At 66.4% G+C, this 14694-nt stretch carries 18 protein-coding genes and 1 tRNA gene; 9 read left to right on the top strand and 10 right to left on the bottom strand.

What is annotated here, in order from left to right:
- Nucleotides 1–159 precede the first annotated feature (159 nt).
- The 4 genes from HSEST_RS05405 to HSEST_RS05420 all read left to right on the top strand — a co-directional run bounded on the left by HSEST_RS05405 (nt 160) and on the right by HSEST_RS05420 (nt 1786).
- Entirely contained in the window at nt 160–882 is a 723-nt protein-coding gene (locus HSEST_RS05405) for a DUF2103 domain-containing protein (RefSeq protein ID WP_229122669.1), read from the top strand.
- A 213-nt stretch (nt 883–1095) separates the two neighbouring features.
- Entirely contained in the window at nt 1096–1368 is a 273-nt protein-coding gene (locus HSEST_RS05410; RefSeq protein ID WP_229122670.1) for a 50S ribosomal protein L37ae, read from the top strand.
- Nucleotides 1369–1393: 25 nt separating this feature from the next.
- Entirely contained in the window at nt 1394–1528 is a 135-nt protein-coding gene (locus HSEST_RS05415) for a DNA-directed RNA polymerase subunit P (RefSeq protein WP_229122671.1), read from the top strand.
- Nucleotides 1529–1786, top strand: coding sequence for a KEOPS complex subunit Pcc1 (locus HSEST_RS05420; RefSeq protein ID WP_229122672.1), 258 nt, complete (start codon nt 1529–1531; stop codon nt 1784–1786).
- Nucleotides 1787–1815: 29 nt separating this feature from the next.
- On the opposite strand, the gene HSEST_RS05425 is transcribed toward HSEST_RS05420, so the two are convergent.
- Entirely contained in the window at nt 1816–2958 is a 1143-nt protein-coding gene (locus HSEST_RS05425) for a thiolase family protein (protein ID WP_229122673.1), read from the bottom strand.
- Between the two features lie 104 nt (nt 2959–3062).
- On the opposite strand from HSEST_RS05425, the gene HSEST_RS05430 reads away from it, so the two are divergent.
- On the top strand, nt 3063–4133 hold the full coding sequence (locus tag HSEST_RS05430) for a M20/M25/M40 family metallo-hydrolase (RefSeq protein ID WP_229122674.1): 1071 nt from the start codon (nt 3063–3065) through the stop codon (nt 4131–4133).
- Between the two features lie 62 nt (nt 4134–4195).
- Here the strand turns inward: HSEST_RS05430 and HSEST_RS05435 are convergent.
- From HSEST_RS05435 to HSEST_RS05475, 9 genes are all read right to left on the bottom strand, one after another.
- Nucleotides 4196–4270 (bottom strand) — tRNA-Arg (locus tag HSEST_RS05435).
- A 76-nt stretch (nt 4271–4346) separates the two neighbouring features.
- Nucleotides 4347–5444 (bottom strand): DUF373 family protein, encoded by a 1098-nt coding sequence (locus HSEST_RS05440; RefSeq protein WP_229122675.1) that lies wholly within the window; start codon nt 5442–5444, stop codon nt 4347–4349.
- A 119-nt stretch (nt 5445–5563) separates the two neighbouring features.
- The gene (locus HSEST_RS05445) at nt 5564–6010 is read right to left on the bottom strand and encodes a PaaI family thioesterase (protein ID WP_229122676.1); all 447 of its coding nucleotides are present in this window, start codon (nt 6008–6010) and stop codon (nt 5564–5566) included.
- 39 nt (nt 6011–6049) lie between these two features.
- Nucleotides 6050–6979, bottom strand: coding sequence for a class I SAM-dependent methyltransferase (locus HSEST_RS05450; protein ID WP_229122677.1), 930 nt, complete (start codon nt 6977–6979; stop codon nt 6050–6052).
- 92 nt (nt 6980–7071) lie between these two features.
- Nucleotides 7072–8511, bottom strand: coding sequence for a hypothetical protein (locus HSEST_RS05455; protein WP_229122678.1), 1440 nt, complete (start codon nt 8509–8511; stop codon nt 7072–7074).
- 64 nt (nt 8512–8575) lie between these two features.
- The gene (locus HSEST_RS05460) at nt 8576–9829 is read right to left on the bottom strand and encodes an MgtC/SapB family protein (protein WP_229122679.1); all 1254 of its coding nucleotides are present in this window, start codon (nt 9827–9829) and stop codon (nt 8576–8578) included.
- A gap of 71 nt (nt 9830–9900) precedes the next feature.
- Nucleotides 9901–10410 carry a macro domain-containing protein gene (locus HSEST_RS05465; RefSeq protein WP_229122680.1) on the bottom strand — a complete coding sequence of 170 codons (510 nt, stop codon included), beginning with the start codon at nt 10408–10410 and terminating at the stop codon, nt 9901–9903.
- Nucleotides 10411–10465: 55 nt separating this feature from the next.
- Entirely contained in the window at nt 10466–11188 is a 723-nt protein-coding gene (gene hisA / locus HSEST_RS05470) for a 1-(5-phosphoribosyl)-5-[(5-phosphoribosylamino)methylideneamino]imidazole-4-carboxamide isomerase (protein ID WP_229122681.1), read from the bottom strand.
- A gap of 117 nt (nt 11189–11305) precedes the next feature.
- Entirely contained in the window at nt 11306–11758 is a 453-nt protein-coding gene (locus tag HSEST_RS05475; protein ID WP_229122682.1) for a hypothetical protein, read from the bottom strand.
- 128 nt (nt 11759–11886) lie between these two features.
- Between HSEST_RS05475 and truA the strand changes: the two genes are divergently transcribed.
- From truA to HSEST_RS05495, 4 genes are all read left to right on the top strand, one after another.
- Nucleotides 11887–12699: a tRNA pseudouridine(38-40) synthase TruA gene (gene truA / locus HSEST_RS05480; RefSeq protein WP_229122683.1), complete on the top strand. Its 813-nt coding sequence runs from the start codon at nt 11887–11889 to the stop codon at nt 12697–12699.
- A 52-nt stretch (nt 12700–12751) separates the two neighbouring features.
- Complete coding sequence (locus HSEST_RS05485; RefSeq protein WP_229122684.1) at nt 12752–12970, top strand: hypothetical protein; 219 nt, start codon at nt 12752–12754, stop codon at nt 12968–12970.
- Between the two features lie 25 nt (nt 12971–12995).
- Nucleotides 12996–13271, top strand: a complete 276-nt coding sequence (locus tag HSEST_RS05490; protein WP_229122685.1) for a hypothetical protein — start codon at nt 12996–12998, stop codon at nt 13269–13271.
- A 97-nt stretch (nt 13272–13368) separates the two neighbouring features.
- Nucleotides 13369–14649, top strand: coding sequence for a DUF7405 family protein (locus tag HSEST_RS05495; protein ID WP_229122686.1), 1281 nt, complete (start codon nt 13369–13371; stop codon nt 14647–14649).
- Nucleotides 14650–14694 lie beyond the last annotated feature (45 nt).

Genomic DNA, 14694 nt, shown 5'->3' on the forward strand with positions numbered 1-14694 from the left:
ATAAACTTTCGCTTCCGGCCCGCGAGGAGCGTGTCGTTGTGTGGCCGTCGATGGTCGATGGCCGTCCCCGAGCGCGTTCGACGGCGCCGACGGTATTTTCTGCCGGCTCGACGGCTCGAACCGTCCGGCTTTTCACGTCGAACACGATAGTAGAGGTACATGGAGTGTCGGCAGTGTGCCTCGCCGCTCGAGCGTCCCGGCGATTACTGTCTGGTCTGTCGGACGCGTAATGCGGAGGCCGTGGTCCTCGATCTCGACCGGGAGCGAGCGCGGATCGTCTCGCTGTTCGATGGGTCGACCCTCGGCGAGCACACGATCACGACCACGCCCGAAGACGACGGAGACGCCCAAGTAGTCGAACTCCGGAACTTCGCCGGGCTCGTGGCCGACGAAGTCCGGCGCAAGCGCCCCGAAGAGGTCTACGTCACTGGCGATCGGGACGTGATCGAGCGCCTGCGCGGGCAGTTGCACTACCCGTTCTACCGGGTTCGAGCGGACGATCCTGTCGAGCACGTGCTCGAACGGCGCGGCGAGCCAGCACTGGAGGTCGTCGATGCCGCGCCCGCGGAGAAACTCGGCGGCAGCCACTCGACGCTGATCGGCGGTCGGGACGGCCAGCGGGCCATCCAGACGGTAGCGGGCCACCCCCACGTAAAGAAGGTCATTCCGGGCCCGATCGACGCCGGCGGCAGCGGCTCACGAACGGGGGTCCGCGCGAAGGCGACCCGCGCTAGCGAGGACGGAAACGTCCGGTTGCTCATCCGGGACGGCTCCAGCGTCCAGGAGAACCGCGTCGTGACGACTGCGGGCGATCGCCAGCTCGGCGAGCACGTCCGCGCCGACCTGAACGAAGCGCTCGCTGAGGCTGATTTGCAGGACTGAGGTTGTCTTCGGTCTCGAGCCACAGGGGCGTCGAAACGGGTCGTGTGCAGCGAGGTGGTATCGATCGACGGCCGCAGTCGTGATAAGATGTCTTATCCGAGCCTGTACGGCCCAAACGCACCAGGGATATCCAATCTCCGGAAGCGAAGACCGGCGACCTCGGAGTCGCGACTCGCAGGACTTAAGAATACGCTGGCGCGAGAGTACGGTACTATGGCCGAGAAACGTACCGGAAGCGCGGGTCGGTTTGGTGCCCGCTACGGGCGCGTCGCCCGGCGTCGCGTCGCGGAGATTGAGGCGGAAATGCACGACGACCACACCTGTCCCAGTTGCGGCGAGGACCGAGTTGACCGCCAGGGGACCGGCATCTGGGAGTGCCAGGCCTGCGGTCACACCTTCACCGGTGGGGCCTACCAGCCCGAGACACCTGCCGGCCAGACGGTCCAGCGCTCGATCCGCGCGGCACTGTCCGAGGACGAAAACTAACTGTCTCCAGCTATAGCATACAGATATGAGCTACAAGTGTTCTCGCTGCAAGCGCGACGTCGAACTGGATTCCTACGGCGGCGTCCGCTGTCCGTACTGCGGCCACCGCGTCCTGCTCAAGGAGCGCGCCCCGGACGTCAAGGAAGTCACCGTCGAGTAGATGGATCACGAGGCCGTTTTCACCGCCGTCTACGAATCTGCCCGGCACGCCCGCCGCGTCGGACGCAGCGTCGAACTGGAAGCCGGCGCCATCGAGGGCGATCGGACAGTCGCGACCGTCGATCGTGACAGCGACCGTCTGACTGTCGCGATCGAAGCGGCGGATCTGGTCGCGTTGCGCGCCGGGATCAACACCTGGCTGTCGCTGGTCGATGTCGCCGAGCGCTGCAGCGGCGTCGAAGCGGTCGCTGTCGAGTAGTCGCGCAGATCGACAGTCTCGCTTGCCGATCACTCCGGCACGTGGAACTCGATCGCGGCCCCTTGTCCAAAGCCGACACATTCAGTCGCCAGCCCCAGTTCCGCATCACGCCTGTGCATCTCGTGGATCAACGTGACGGGCAACCGAGCGCCTGACGCGCCGAGCGGATGGCCGATGGCGATCGCCCCACCGCTGACGTTGAATATCTCGTCGTCGAAACCCAGCTCCCGTTGGCAGTACAGCGTCTGAGCGGCGAACGCCTCGTTCAGCTCGACGAGATCGTAGTCGTCGGGATCGCGGCCGATTCGTTCGCCGAGCTGGCGGACTGCCGGCACGGGACCGATCCCCATCTCGGTCGGGTCGACGCCTGCGACCTCGTGAGCCCCCACCTCCGCCAGGACCGACAGATCGTGCTCGTCGGCGAACGACTTTGAGGTCAGTAGCACGCCGGCGGCACCGTCGCTGACCTGCGAGGCGTTGCCCGGCGTGACCGTCCCGTCGGATTTGAACACCGTCGGCAAGCCGGCGAGCGTCTCCAGGTCCGTGTCCCGCCGGATCCCCTCGTCCGCCTCGATGGTGCCGTCGTCGGTCTCGATCGGGACGATTTCCGCGTCGAAGCGGCCTGAGTCGGTCGCGTCGGCGGCGCGCTGGTGGCTCCGGAGGGCGTACTCGTCCTGGGCTTGCCTGCTCACGTCGTGCTTCTCGGCGACTTTCTCGGCTGTCATTCCCATCTGCAGCTCGCCGATGTTGTACAGTTGCGCGAGCCGCGGGTGGACGTTGTGCGTGTTCTCGCCCATCTTCACCCGGGACATCGACTCCATCCCGCCGGCGATCACACACTCACGCTGACCGGCAGCGATGGCGTCGGCCCCACGCATGACCGTTTCCGCCGAGGAGGCACACCACCGATTGATCGTCGTCGCCGGCACCGACTCGCCGAGCTCCGAGAGCAGGGCTATCACCCGCGCGACGTTGTTGCCCTGCTCGTCGCGCTGCTGAGCACAGCCCCACAGCAGGTCGTCCACGTCGTCTCCGTCAAGCCCCGTTGCCGCGAGCATCTCGTCGATCAACGGGACCGACAGGTCCTCGCTCCGCACGTCGGCGTAGACGCCGTCTTCTTTCCCCTGTGGGGTTCGCACTGCCTCCACGACCACTGGTGTACTATTTGCCATTATCTATTCGTCGGGTACGGTCTTGTTAACGATTGTCCAACCGGAAACGAATTGGTCGGCCTCGTAGACGTGACCCTCTTGACGGTACCGCCCTCACTGGTCGTATGGACGACCACCAGCGGGAATTCCTCGAATCGCTCCTCGAGACCGCGTCCCCGTCCGGCTTCGAGACGGCGGGCCAGCGCGTCTGGATCGACTACGTATCGGCGTTCGCAGACGACGTGCGCGTCGACGAGTACGGGAACGCTGTCGCCGTGCACGAGGGCGGTGACACAGAGATCGCCATCGCGGGCCACGGCGACGAGATCGGACTGATGGTCCGGGACATCACCGACGACGGCTATCTCGAACTGTCCCGTATCGGAGGTTCGGACCGAACAGTCACGCGCGGCCAGCACGTCACCGTTCACACCGACGACGGCCCCGTTCCCGGTGTGGTCGGCCAGACGGCGATCCACCTGCGCGACCGCAACGACGAAAGCCTCACCGACGTGGCCGAACAGCACGTCGATATCGGCGTCGCGGACGGCGACGCCGCCCGCGAGCGCGTCGAGATCGGCGACCCCATCACCGTCGCGTCTGGGCTCCAGTCGCTGGCGGGCACTCGCCTCGCCGCGCGAGGGATGGACAACCGCGTCGGGGTCTGGACGGCCGCGGAGACGCTCCGTCGAGCCAGCGAGCGCGACGCCGAGGCGACGGTGTACGCCGTCAGCACCGTTCAGGAAGAGGTCGGGCTCAAGGGCGCCCGGATGGTCGGATTCGACCTCGATCCCGATGCCGTCATCGCCGTCGACGTGACGCACGCGACCGACACACCGGGCGTGCCCGGCAAGCGATCGAACGGTATCGAGCTCGGTGACGGGCCGGTGGTCACTCGCGGGAGCGCGAGCCACCCGCGGCTCGTCGAGGCGCTTCGGGCGACGGCCGCAGACGATGACATCCCGCTGCAGCTTGAAGCGACGGGAATCCGAACGGGGACCGACGCCGACGCGTTCTACACTCAGCGCGGGGGCATCCCGTCGCTCAACCTGGGGCTGCCGAACCGATACATGCATACCCCTGTCGAAATCATCGACACGGACGACCTGGACGCGGCTGCCGATCTGCTCAGTTCGTTTGCCGTCTCCGCGAGCGGTCATGCGCCGTTCGCTGTCGATCTGCCGGGCCAGGACTGACGGACCGGTGTTCGGCCAGTTCCCGATGTTCCCGGCGATAATCCCTCTAGAACGTTTTGAAGCGGGCACGGTGGGATTTGAACCCACGGCCGTCGGATTAGAAGTCCGACGCTCTTTCCGGACTGAGCTACGTGCCCTCGCTCTTCGGTTACGGCCTGATTTTAAAAACAGTAGTGATTGCCGATTGGCCATGGTGGTGTGCCTATAACGTCCTCACGCAGGGTCGGTTCGCTCGCCGAACCGCGATTCAGCGACCGCGAACGCGAGCGTGCTCGTCAATCCGAGTAAGGTCCCGGCAGTGAGCATCAGCGCCAGATACGACAGATCGGCGTACTCGTACTCCAGGAAGTACACCGCGACGGCGTGCAGGATTACCGTGATGGAGACGATATAGAACGGCGCGTTGAGATGGCGCCACTCGAAGGTCCCGGAGAGGTACTCGTCGGTGACGCGGCCGAGACTGCTAGTGATGCCCGCCGCGGCGAACCACTGGATCGCACCTGCGATGACCGCGGCCATCACCTCGATGACGCCGAGCGGGTCGCCGTCGGCCTGGACAGTCTGAAGCGTCTGATACCCGCTGGCGCTACCGACTAACAGGAGCACACCCGCGACGAGATACGTCAACAGTGTCACACGGCCCGCGTACAGCCCAGAGAGAAATCGATCGACAGCATCATCGAGACGGTCGCCGAGTCCGAACCCGCGAGAGAGCAGATACAGGCCGAGCAAGCCGGAGACGAGTCCGAAGACGTCGCCCTGCATCCCGAGCAGATCAGCCACCACTGCGAGCGGATAGATCAACAGCACGATCCCCAGTGGTACCAGGATCGTCCCGCGAGTCTCGGGGTCGTCCAGCACCTGTTTTATAGTGTAGTACATCGACTCCAGATCCTGGGCCTGCCTGACGACGACCCGACGGACGCCGTCGATCTTGACCCGCGATCGGATCACCGGCACGACGCTTTCGTCCTGTGCGCCGTCGGTGACCAGCAGCGCGCGAACGTCCTCGCCCGGAGTAAGTCGCGCTAGCACTTCGTCGAGCTCCTCGCCGACCGCGCGGTTGGCCGCGACATCGCTGCCTTCGAGCCCGGTGACAGCCGCGATTTCGACGCTCTCCGCTTGTTCATCGACGAGATCATCGTAGATGTGCAACCCCTCGAAGAGGACGTTGAGATCGCTGTCTTCGGGATCGGCAGTGGCGAACTCGACGGCGGCGTCCTCGACGGCGTCGCGGCCGACGACCGGCGTCTCGATCCCGGTCTTGCGGCCCACGTCGTCGTCCAGGTCGATGCACAACACCAGCAGCATCACGCGTCTGTTGGCGAGCCCACCATATGGGTTTTCGGCATCGTTTCCTGGCCGCGCTGATCAGACAGGGTGCCGACCACAGAACCGATCGCACGATGCGAGATCGACAGGCGAGCGTCTTAGCCCTGGAACAGCCGATACGCACCCGTTCCGACCGCGACCGGTTCGACGGTGCCCGTCGGCGTCTCCGATTCGACGTAGATCTCGGAGACGCCGACGCTGTTGCCGGCGCGGACGACCTCGGCACGCGCGGTCAGGTCGCCCGAGGCCCGACGCAGGTAGTTGACGTTGAGGTTGATCGTCGCGACGCCGCCGCCCACCGGATCGGACAGCGACGGTCGCAGCGCGACGCCACCCGCCGTGTCCGACAGCGTCGCGGCGATCCCGCCGTGGATCGTCGGCGGGTCGGTCGTATTCGTGAGCTTCTCGTCGTAGGGGACCGTCATCGTGATCGTGTCGGCGGTGAATTCCTCGACCGAAACGTCCAGCCACGAGAGATATCCGTGCTCCTCTTCGATGTGATGGCAGATCAGTTCCTTCGTCTCCGTCGTGAAATCGCCCGTCATAGGTGCTGATGTGTTCCGGACGGATTTGTAGGCTCGGGTCTACGCCGGCTTCCGTCCGACCAGCAGTTGAAACCGGGTGTCGGGGACGTCACGGATCTCCGCGTCGGCGAACCCCGCCGATTCGAGTGCCGACAGATATTCCGATTCGGTGTAGGTGTTGCCGACCTCGGACATACTCAACATGTGCATACCGAACCGCTCGGCGACTTCGGCGCGACCCAGGACCCATTCGGCGGCGACGAACGTCCCTCCGGGTTCGAGCGCCTCGAAGACGTTGCCGAAGTACTCGTTGATCCCCGACAGCGACAGCGAGACCGTCATGCGGGCGCTGAAGACGAGATCAAATCCGTCGGGAAGCGACTCGCGGGCGTCGCCCTCGACGACATCGAGATCCAGTTCCTCGTGGTGGTCGGCCAGCAACTCCAGCACCGATCGCTGGTCGAGCAGCGTCACGTCCGCACCGCGGCGGGCGAACTCGGCACCGAACCGACCCGGACCGCCGCCCACGTCGAGCACCTGGCCGGGGCGCGGATGGACGTGCTCGGCCGCCGTGACGATGGCTCGGAGAGTGCCTTCCGGCACCGACGCCATCGCGCCCATGTAATTTTTAAACTCCTCTTCGCTCGGCTCCGGGGCCGAGCCGGTTCGCATCGTCTCCGGGAGGTGGATGTAGTTCTCCAGCGAATCGACCCGGTGTGGCAGGATGCCACGCGCTGTGGGCGGCGTCTCGGGATCGAACCCGCGCAGTTCCTCGGTCGGGATGTACCCCTCGTCGGATTCCTGGGTGTAGCCCGCATCGGCCAGCGCTTCGAGGACGATCTCGGCGGCCCGGTCGGTGATACCCGCGTGCTCGGCGACAGCGTCGGGTCGGCGCCGGCCCGCGAACAGTGCCTCGAACACGCCGGTCTCGCGGCAGGCCCACAGGAGAAACACCTCGTGGTGTCTGTCGTAGATCGCGTCTGAACCCATGGTGGGCGTTCAAACTGACTGTCAAAAAGTATTCGGGGGAATCCCACGTCGGCAGCGTATCGACGCCCGGTCACGGCGTTCGTTACGGCGGCTCACTCCTGGGTCACCTCGAAGGACATATGGCAGGCCGGGAGCCGACGCACGGGATGGTTGTCCAGGTACGACAGATGCGGTCGGATCTCGAACTCGGGTTCGTCGTCCTCCATCTCGAAGAGAGAGGGATACACGTCGATGAAGTGGTATCCTGGCTCGCCGGTGGCTTGTAGGACAGTTCGGACTGTCGGACTACGGAGGTCCTCGCTGGCGCCACAGGCGTACCCCAGCGGCGCGTTGTCGTAGACGAAAAACGGCGCGCTCTCGTAGGCGGTCCAGCCGATGCCCGAAAGCTCGATCTCGATCTCGGTTCCGACGGGGCCGCTCGTCGGCTCGAACGTCTCGATCGAGGGCTGCATCATGAACCCGGTCGCCGCGACTGACTGGCCGTCAACTTCTGCGAGGATTGGGCGCGTCGACCCCTCCGCGGGCGGGACCTCGAACTCGACCTGGAATCGGCCGTCGGCGTCTGTCGTCACCGCCGGCAGGATTCCGGGCCGGGCCGTCGGCGTCACTTCGAGCCCGCGGATACCCTCGCCGACGTGCTGGTACCACTTGAGATCGACCTCCGTCCGCGCCGGGAACTGCCGACCCGTGATGATCGCCTGCGTGCCGGCCTGGCCGTACTGCGGCGTCACGTCCAGTTCGGCGTCAGTGTCTGCGTCGAGTTCGGGGTAATGGGCCTCGATGGGACTCTCTTCGAAGAGCGTGTCGACCCACGCTGTCGGCGGCGTCTCGGCCGGCTCGGTCACTTCGACCGTCCAGGCGTTCGCGCGGTCGCCGCCGACCGATCCGAGCGGCGACTGGGTGTTGTTCGCGACGAACGGCACGCCGCGGTAGTTGCGCCAGACCTGAATGACGTGTTTGCCTGGTGGGCCGACCGCCCGAACCTGTGCGGTCGCCGTGCCCCGGTTGCGAACGCCCGTGACGAACCCGACGAACTGGTTGTCCCAGGCGATCTGGAAGTTGTTCGACTCGACGGACGGGCCGATCCCGTACCCTCGGACCACGAACGCATCGCCCATCGGCGCCTCCGTCCGATCGATCTCGAACCATGGCCGAACTTCGAACTCCGCCCGCGCGAGGACGCTATCGCCGTCCTGAAGCGTAATCTTGTGGGTGCCGCCGTAGTCTTCGGGGACCGTCCAGCTTGTTTCGAACGCGCCTCGTTCGTCGGTCCTGACGGTCGTGATCGTCTCAGTTCGGGGCTGGTACTGCGGCCCGACGACCCGATTGGCTCCGATGATGGCCCACTCCCCATCGCTCGTCTGCCAGACGAGGTCGTACGTTTCGTCCGTGGGGAACTCCCGCCCGCGGATCGTCAACTCGTCGCCGACGTATCCGTCCTCGTCACTCAGTTCGAGCGTCCCCCGCGCGTCACCCGTTCGCCGGTCCGCAAGCCGATCTTGCAGTTCCGAGGAGAGGTCGGAGTCGTCCATACTCGTCGTTCAGCACCTGGGAGGAAATAGCTTGGCTCGGCCGGGATCGACCCCGAACGGACAGTCACACGACTAGCAGAACGACGCCGCTCGCCACGACGATCCCGAGCACGATCGCGACGAGGTGGCCCAGTTTCCGCGTCCCAAGCGCCCATGCCAGCGCGGCCTTGACGAACGTGTTGGCGATTGCTGCGATGACGATCCCGGTGGTCGCGACCTCCGCGGAGACGGTCCCCTCAGCGGCGAGTCGGCTCAGCGTGAGCGTCATGGCGTCGACGTCCGCCAGCCCGGAAAAGAATGCCGTCGCGTAGATCCCCGACGCGCCGAGCCACTCGTTGGCGTACTCGGAGACGAGCAGGACAACAGCGAAGATCGCACCGAACAAAAGCGCCGGCCGGAGCCGGAACGGGTTCTCCAGTTCGTCCGGTTCGATAGATTCCTCGGCGGTCGTCCGCCAGTACAGCAGGACTGCGGCGACAGCGCCGACGAGCGTCATCGCACCCAGCGGCAGGGCGACGGAAGACAATAGCGCGGGATTGACGACAGCGACCTCGATGAGCGCCCGCGGAAACATGACGATCGAGGCAGTCACGACCGCGAAGGCACAGACGTGATACAGTGACCTGTTCTGGACGGTCTTTTCGGCCATCGAGACCGTCGTCGCCGTCGAGGAGACGAACCCGCCCACGACACCGGTTATCGCAATCCCACGTTCCGGCCCCAGGACGCGTCCGAGCACGTACGCGACGAACCCGAGCCCGGTGACGAACACGACCATCAGCCAGACGAAGCGCGGATTGAGGCCGTACAGCGCCTCGAGTTCGCGGTCGGGAAGCGCGGGCAGGACCACCAGTACCACGAGCACGAACTTCGCCGAGGCGAGCCGTTCGCTGCGCTCGATCCGGTCGGCGAACTCGTGGATCGGGTCCTTGACCGTGAGCAAGACGGTGACTGCGCCGCCGACGACGACCGCGAGCGTGGCCGCCTGCTGGGAGTGCATCGTCATCGCCCCGAGCAACACCGTCAGCAGCGCGGCCGCGACCGTCGTGAGGCCGATGTCCCGTTCGTAGACGACCCGGGCGACGTACGCAACCGTCAGCGGGATCGCGAACACGGCGAGCGCGGCCGGGAACGCATCGGGAAAAAAGCCCCAGACGAGCGCGCCGTACAGCGCGAACAGCGGGAAGGTCCGGCTGCCGGCGATCGCACCCGCGGACTCGCTTTGCTCGCGCTCGATCCCGATGAGCGCCCCAAGGCCGAACGCGACCAGCAGGTGGAGGACGACTTCCGCCAGCGGGTCCGCGACTGGATCGACCATTGTCTAGACGTTTCGGCCCGGGTATTGTCAAACGACCGGCCACCGGCGACGTCCGGCACGCGAGTGAAAAATCAGTCGCCGCGTACTTCCCCGGCGACGTCTTCGAGCAGTCGGTACTTCGCCGGCGAGTAGGCGATCACGCGCACGTCTTCCAGGGTGTCGGGCTCGTAGGCCGCGATCTCTTCGCACACCAGCCGCGCCCCGTCCTCGAACTCGAAGGCGGCTGCTCCCGTCCCGAGGATTGGCACGACCAGCGATTCACAGCCGAGTTCGTCGGCTGTCTCGAGGCTGTTTCGAGTCGCATCGCGGATGCTCTGGTCGGTCGCGCGGCCGTCGTCGTAGTGTGGCATCGCGGCCGCGTGGATGACGTACTCGGCGTCGAGTTCGTAGGCGTCGGTGACGGCCACCTCGCCGAGGTCGACCGGCCCCTTCGAGGTGGCTTCCTCGTTGATCGGGCCGTTCGCGCCGCGTCGAAGTGCCCCGGCGACGCCGCTGCCCATCTGCAGGCTCGTCCCGGCAGCGTTGACCAGTGCGTCGGCGCGCTGTTCGGCGATATCTCCCTGAACGACGCTGAGCTCCATGTCCGGTAGATACACGCCCCCGACAGTAAAATCTCACCTCGTTCCCGGAAGCCGCCTACTCGACGGCGTCAATCGCCGCTTCGAGCGTGAACGACCCCTCGTAGAGTGCACTCCCGACGACGACCGCGGCCGCACCGGCCTCTTGGAGTGCCTGTACGTCTTCGATCGTCGCGACGCCGCCGCTGGCGACCACCGGGATGTCGACGGCTTCGACGACCCGACGGACCGGCTCCGTCCGGACGCCGTCGAGTTGCCCTTCCACGTCGACGTCAGTGAAGAGGATCCCGCCGGCCCCCAGATCCGCGTATCGCTCGGCGGCTTCGGCCGGGTCGAGACCGGTGCCCTCCGTCCAGCCGGAGACGACGACCTCGCCGTCCTTGGCGTCGAGACTCACGAGCACGCTTTCGGGGTGTACGTCGCTGATCTCGGCGACGATCTCGGGGTTCTCGACGGCGGCCGTGCCGAGGATGACCCGGTTGACGCCCCCGTTGAGGAGTCCGACCGCGTCCTCGACGGTTCGGATCCCGCCGCCGAGCTGGACGTCCACGTCGACGGCCTCGCGGATCGCCTCGATCGCGGCGGCGTTCTCGCGCTCGCCCTCGAACGCGCCGTCGAGATCGACGAGGTGGAGCGTCCGTGCGCCCGCTTCGACCCACCGCTGGGCGGCCTCGACCGGATCGCCGTAGGTCTTCCCGGTCCCGCGCTCGCCGCCGACCAGCTGGACGACCTGGCCGCCCTGCATGTCCACGGCAGGGACGACCTCGAACTGTTCGAACATGCCTCTCTCTGGGAGCAGGCGGGGCAAAACGGGTTCGATTCCGTCTACGGTGTCGTCCGGACGTCCAGTTCGTCGTCACACCAGTTCCGTCGCTATCCAGAGTTCACCGCTGCTGTGTCAGGTTCGCCGCCGGAGGTATCGTGCGGCGACAAGCGGGGCGACGAGCAGTGTCACGGGCACGAGTATCCAGATCCGGCCGGCAAGCACGTCGTAGTCGGCCAGCAGGACGGCCCAGGATTTGCCCACGACGTAGTGGCCAAAGCCAAACTCGAACGCGAGCGTCAGGACCGTCCAGAGGCCGCCGACGGCCAGCAGCGTCCGCCGCTCGGCCTCCTGGGCGAACCGCTCGACGTACAGTACTGCGACGATTGCGACCGCAACGGTAAGCAGGAGCGTGCTGAGGACGTGTGCCCCCGCGTCACCGAGCGAGGGGGCTAGCACCGCCTCGCGGAAGATACCGTTGAGTACCGCCAGGACGGCCAGTCCGGCCCAGACGGCCAGCGCCGGCCCGAGCAGGCGACGCCACGAGGATCGGATCTGTGTGTTGACCTGTGATGTAGGCGCTTCCATGCGATGACAGACGCGTCCGGCCGATATGAAACCGTATTGACGCGTGTCAGCAGGTGCCTCTCGATGCCGAGACGCGACGTAGCGGCAGGGACCGAACGTGTCTTTTCGGTCCCCCGCGTACCCCCGACATGCGCGCGTTTCGGATCGCCTACGACGGCCGTCCGTTCCACGGGTTCCAGCGCCAGCCCGACGTGTCGACGGTGGCCGACACGCTGCTCTCGGCTCTCCGCGAACTGGACGTACCCTTCGATGGCGATACGCCGCCGGGGTACGCCGCGGCGGGCCGGACTGACGCCGGTGTCTCGGCGCTCGCCCAGACGGTCGCCTTCGAGGCCCCGGAGTGGCTCTCTCCGGCGGCGTTCAACAGCGCACTCCCTGCGGATGTCCGCGCGTGGGCACACGCCGACGCTCCGGACGGCTTTCACGCCACGCACGACGCGACAGAGCGGGGGTACACCTATCATCTCTATGCGCCCGGGGTCGATCGCTCGCGAGCGCGTGACGGAGCGCGACTGCTCGCCGGCGAACACGACTTTCACAACCTCACGCCGGACGAGACCGGAACCGTCCGGGAGCTCACAATCGAGGTCGAGCGCGACGGGCCGTTTCTCGTCTGTCGGTTCCGGGCTGGGGGGTTCGCACGGCAGCTCGTCCGGCGACTCGTGACGCTGCTGGCGTCGTTCGCCCGCGGCGAGGCCGACCGCGACCGGATCGAGCGCGTGCTCGGCCCCGAACCCCTCCCTGGACCCGACGGGGTCGGTCCCGCGCCGCCGGAGCCGCTGGTGTTGACCGACGTCGACTATCCCGAACTGAGCTTTCAGCCCGACGAGAACGGGACGGCGAGCGCTCGCGAGATCTTCGGACAGCGCCACCGGGAGCTGCGCTCGCGGGCCGAGGTCGCGAGGTCGATCCACCAACGACTCCCGACAGATCCCGACTGACCGACTACTGCAGCCGAGAGGTACAAACCGCTCCAGGCCCGAGAGAAAGCCGATGGATCGATCACAACTCGTGACGGGAGGCTTGCTCCTGGCCGCGGTCGTTCTCGTCCCCGGGATCTCCAACTACGCGCTGACCCAGCTCGGGTACGGGACGCTCGGCACGGCGATCTGGTACGGCGGGTACGGGATCGGCGTCGTCCTCGTCTGGGCGCTGTGGCTCCGCCCGCTGGACATCTCCGGCCCGAACGACCGCGACTATCCCGGGGAGTGATGGACGAGCGTGTCCTGTCTCCACTATGGGATCCGAGACAGTCCGCCTCTGGCTGGTCGAGCGTACCTATTCTGACGACGAGCAGAACCTGATCATCCTCGTCTACGCGACGACTGATGGCCGTCGGTACTTCCGCAAGGAGCGGGCACTGACCAGCTTCACCGGCGCCGAGCGCGAGACGACGGCAGCGATCGAGGAGCACCCGGACAGCCTCGGAACCGTCGAGCCGGGCGATCGGGAGCGCTACGCCGCCGAAGCCGGCCGGATGGCCTCGAAACACGACCCGGACGACAGCGTCTGACGCTCGGAGGACGGCCGCAGGGACAACCGCGCCTGGCGTACGCTCGCAGTTTGCAGGGACCGGAACGGACTTTTCTACGAAGGCCACAGTTCGAGTAATGGCAGAGCGCGGTATCTCGCGGCGTTCGTTCGCGAAGGCGGCTGTGGCGATCGGTGGTGCAAGCGCGCTGGCGGCGTGTCTGGATCGCGGTGACACCGAGCCGATCCCCTCGGGTCCGGACGACCTATCGACGCTCCCACGTCGCCAGCACGCCTGGAACGAGTCGCTACCGACCGACGAACACGGCAACGTCCGGACGCCCTATCACCACCTGCTGCTGTATTACGACTACGGCAGCGCTGAGACCGCTGCCGGCGGAGCGACGCCGACCGCCGACGAACGCGAAACCGTCGAGAATACCCTTCGGAGTCTGGAGCGAGCGTACGAGCACTCCAACGACGGGCTGTTGTTCACGGTCGGCTACTCCCGGCGGTACTTCGAGCGTTACGACGCGGCGCTGCCCGAGAGCGTCGATCTGCCGCGACCGGACGCGCTCGCGCCCTTCGAGGACCCCGAACGCGACGAGTTCGATGTCGTAGTCCACCTCGCGAGCGACCGTGCTGACGCCCTCCTGGAAGCCGAAGAGGCGCTTCGGGGCAACCGCGAGACGGCGAACGGCGAGGAGATGGCCGCCGCGCTTGAGGACGTGCTGCGGTTTCGCGAGCGCCGGACGGGCTTCATCGGCGAAGGAATGCCGGCCGAACGTGACGACGTCGACGGCGTGCCGGACGGGGCAGTGCCCGAGGACGCACCGATGTATATGGGCTTCAAGTCCGGGTTCCGTGCCAACCAGGCCACCGAAGAGCGGGTGACGATCGGGTCGGGTCCCTTCGAGGGCGGGACCACCCAGCACGTCTCGAAGATCCGGCTCCACCTCGAGCAGTGGTACGAGCAGGACAGCCGCTCTCAGCGCGTGAGCAAGATGTTCTGTCCGGCCCACGCCCAGGAAGACCGGGTCGAGGGCGCGGGACAGAACCTCGGCGACGCCAGCGGCGCCAGCGCCTGTCCGGCCCACACGACAGACGCCCGCGAGAACGGCGTCGTCGGACATGCCCAGAAGAACACCGCTGCCCGCGAGGACGGGGCCCCGATTATGTTACGCCGGGACTTCGATTCGACAGATGACGAGGCAGCCGGATTGCACTTTCTGGCACTACAGCGCGAGATCGGGGACTTCGTCGAGACCCGCGAGGCGATGAACGGCACCGACGCCAACGAGGCCAGCGGCGCGGTCGGAGTGCGCCATAACAACGGGATCCTCCAGTATATGACCGTCCTGCGTCGGGGAAACTACCTGTTGCCGCCCAGAGACAAGCGCGCGCTACCCCGGCCGAGTTGATCCGTTGCTCTCGTGGTCCGTGGCCGGGCTGTGTCCCACAGAGAT

The sequence above is a fragment of the Halapricum desulfuricans genome, assembly GCF_017094465.1.
Lineage (GTDB): Archaea > Halobacteriota > Halobacteria > Halobacteriales > Haloarculaceae > Halapricum.

Bases quoted from the DNA above. Each gene is read 5' to 3' on its own strand.
- HSEST_RS05405 (WP_229122669.1), top strand. From the start codon at position 160: ATGGAGTGTCGGCAGTGTGCCTCGCCGCTCGAGCGTCCCGGCGATTAC.
- HSEST_RS05410 (WP_229122670.1), top strand. From the start codon at position 1,096: ATGGCCGAGAAACGTACCGGAAGCGCGGGTCGGTTTGGTGCCCGCTAC.
- HSEST_RS05415 (WP_229122671.1), top strand. From the start codon at position 1,394: ATGAGCTACAAGTGTTCTCGCTGCAAGCGCGACGTCGAACTGGATTCC.
- HSEST_RS05420 (WP_229122672.1), top strand. From the start codon at position 1,529: ATGGATCACGAGGCCGTTTTCACCGCCGTCTACGAATCTGCCCGGCAC.
- HSEST_RS05425 (WP_229122673.1), bottom strand. From the start codon at position 2,958: ATGGCAAATAGTACACCAGTGGTCGTGGAGGCAGTGCGAACCCCACAG.
- HSEST_RS05430 (WP_229122674.1), top strand. From the start codon at position 3,063: ATGGACGACCACCAGCGGGAATTCCTCGAATCGCTCCTCGAGACCGCG.
- HSEST_RS05440 (WP_229122675.1), bottom strand. From the start codon at position 5,444: ATGCTGCTGGTGTTGTGCATCGACCTGGACGACGACGTGGGCCGCAAG.
- HSEST_RS05445 (WP_229122676.1), bottom strand. From the start codon at position 6,010: ATGACGGGCGATTTCACGACGGAGACGAAGGAACTGATCTGCCATCAC.
- HSEST_RS05450 (WP_229122677.1), bottom strand. From the start codon at position 6,979: ATGGGTTCAGACGCGATCTACGACAGACACCACGAGGTGTTTCTCCTG.
- HSEST_RS05455 (WP_229122678.1), bottom strand. From the start codon at position 8,511: ATGGACGACTCCGACCTCTCCTCGGAACTGCAAGATCGGCTTGCGGAC.
- HSEST_RS05460 (WP_229122679.1), bottom strand. From the start codon at position 9,829: ATGGTCGATCCAGTCGCGGACCCGCTGGCGGAAGTCGTCCTCCACCTG.
- HSEST_RS05465 (WP_229122680.1), bottom strand. From the start codon at position 10,410: ATGGAGCTCAGCGTCGTTCAGGGAGATATCGCCGAACAGCGCGCCGAC.
- hisA (WP_229122681.1), bottom strand. From the start codon at position 11,188: ATGTTCGAACAGTTCGAGGTCGTCCCTGCCGTGGACATGCAGGGCGGC.
- HSEST_RS05475 (WP_229122682.1), bottom strand. From the start codon at position 11,758: ATGGAAGCGCCTACATCACAGGTCAACACACAGATCCGATCCTCGTGG.
- truA (WP_229122683.1), top strand. From the start codon at position 11,887: ATGCGCGCGTTTCGGATCGCCTACGACGGCCGTCCGTTCCACGGGTTC.
- HSEST_RS05485 (WP_229122684.1), top strand. From the start codon at position 12,752: ATGGATCGATCACAACTCGTGACGGGAGGCTTGCTCCTGGCCGCGGTC.
- HSEST_RS05490 (WP_229122685.1), top strand. From the start codon at position 12,996: ATGGGATCCGAGACAGTCCGCCTCTGGCTGGTCGAGCGTACCTATTCT.
- HSEST_RS05495 (WP_229122686.1), top strand. From the start codon at position 13,369: ATGGCAGAGCGCGGTATCTCGCGGCGTTCGTTCGCGAAGGCGGCTGTG.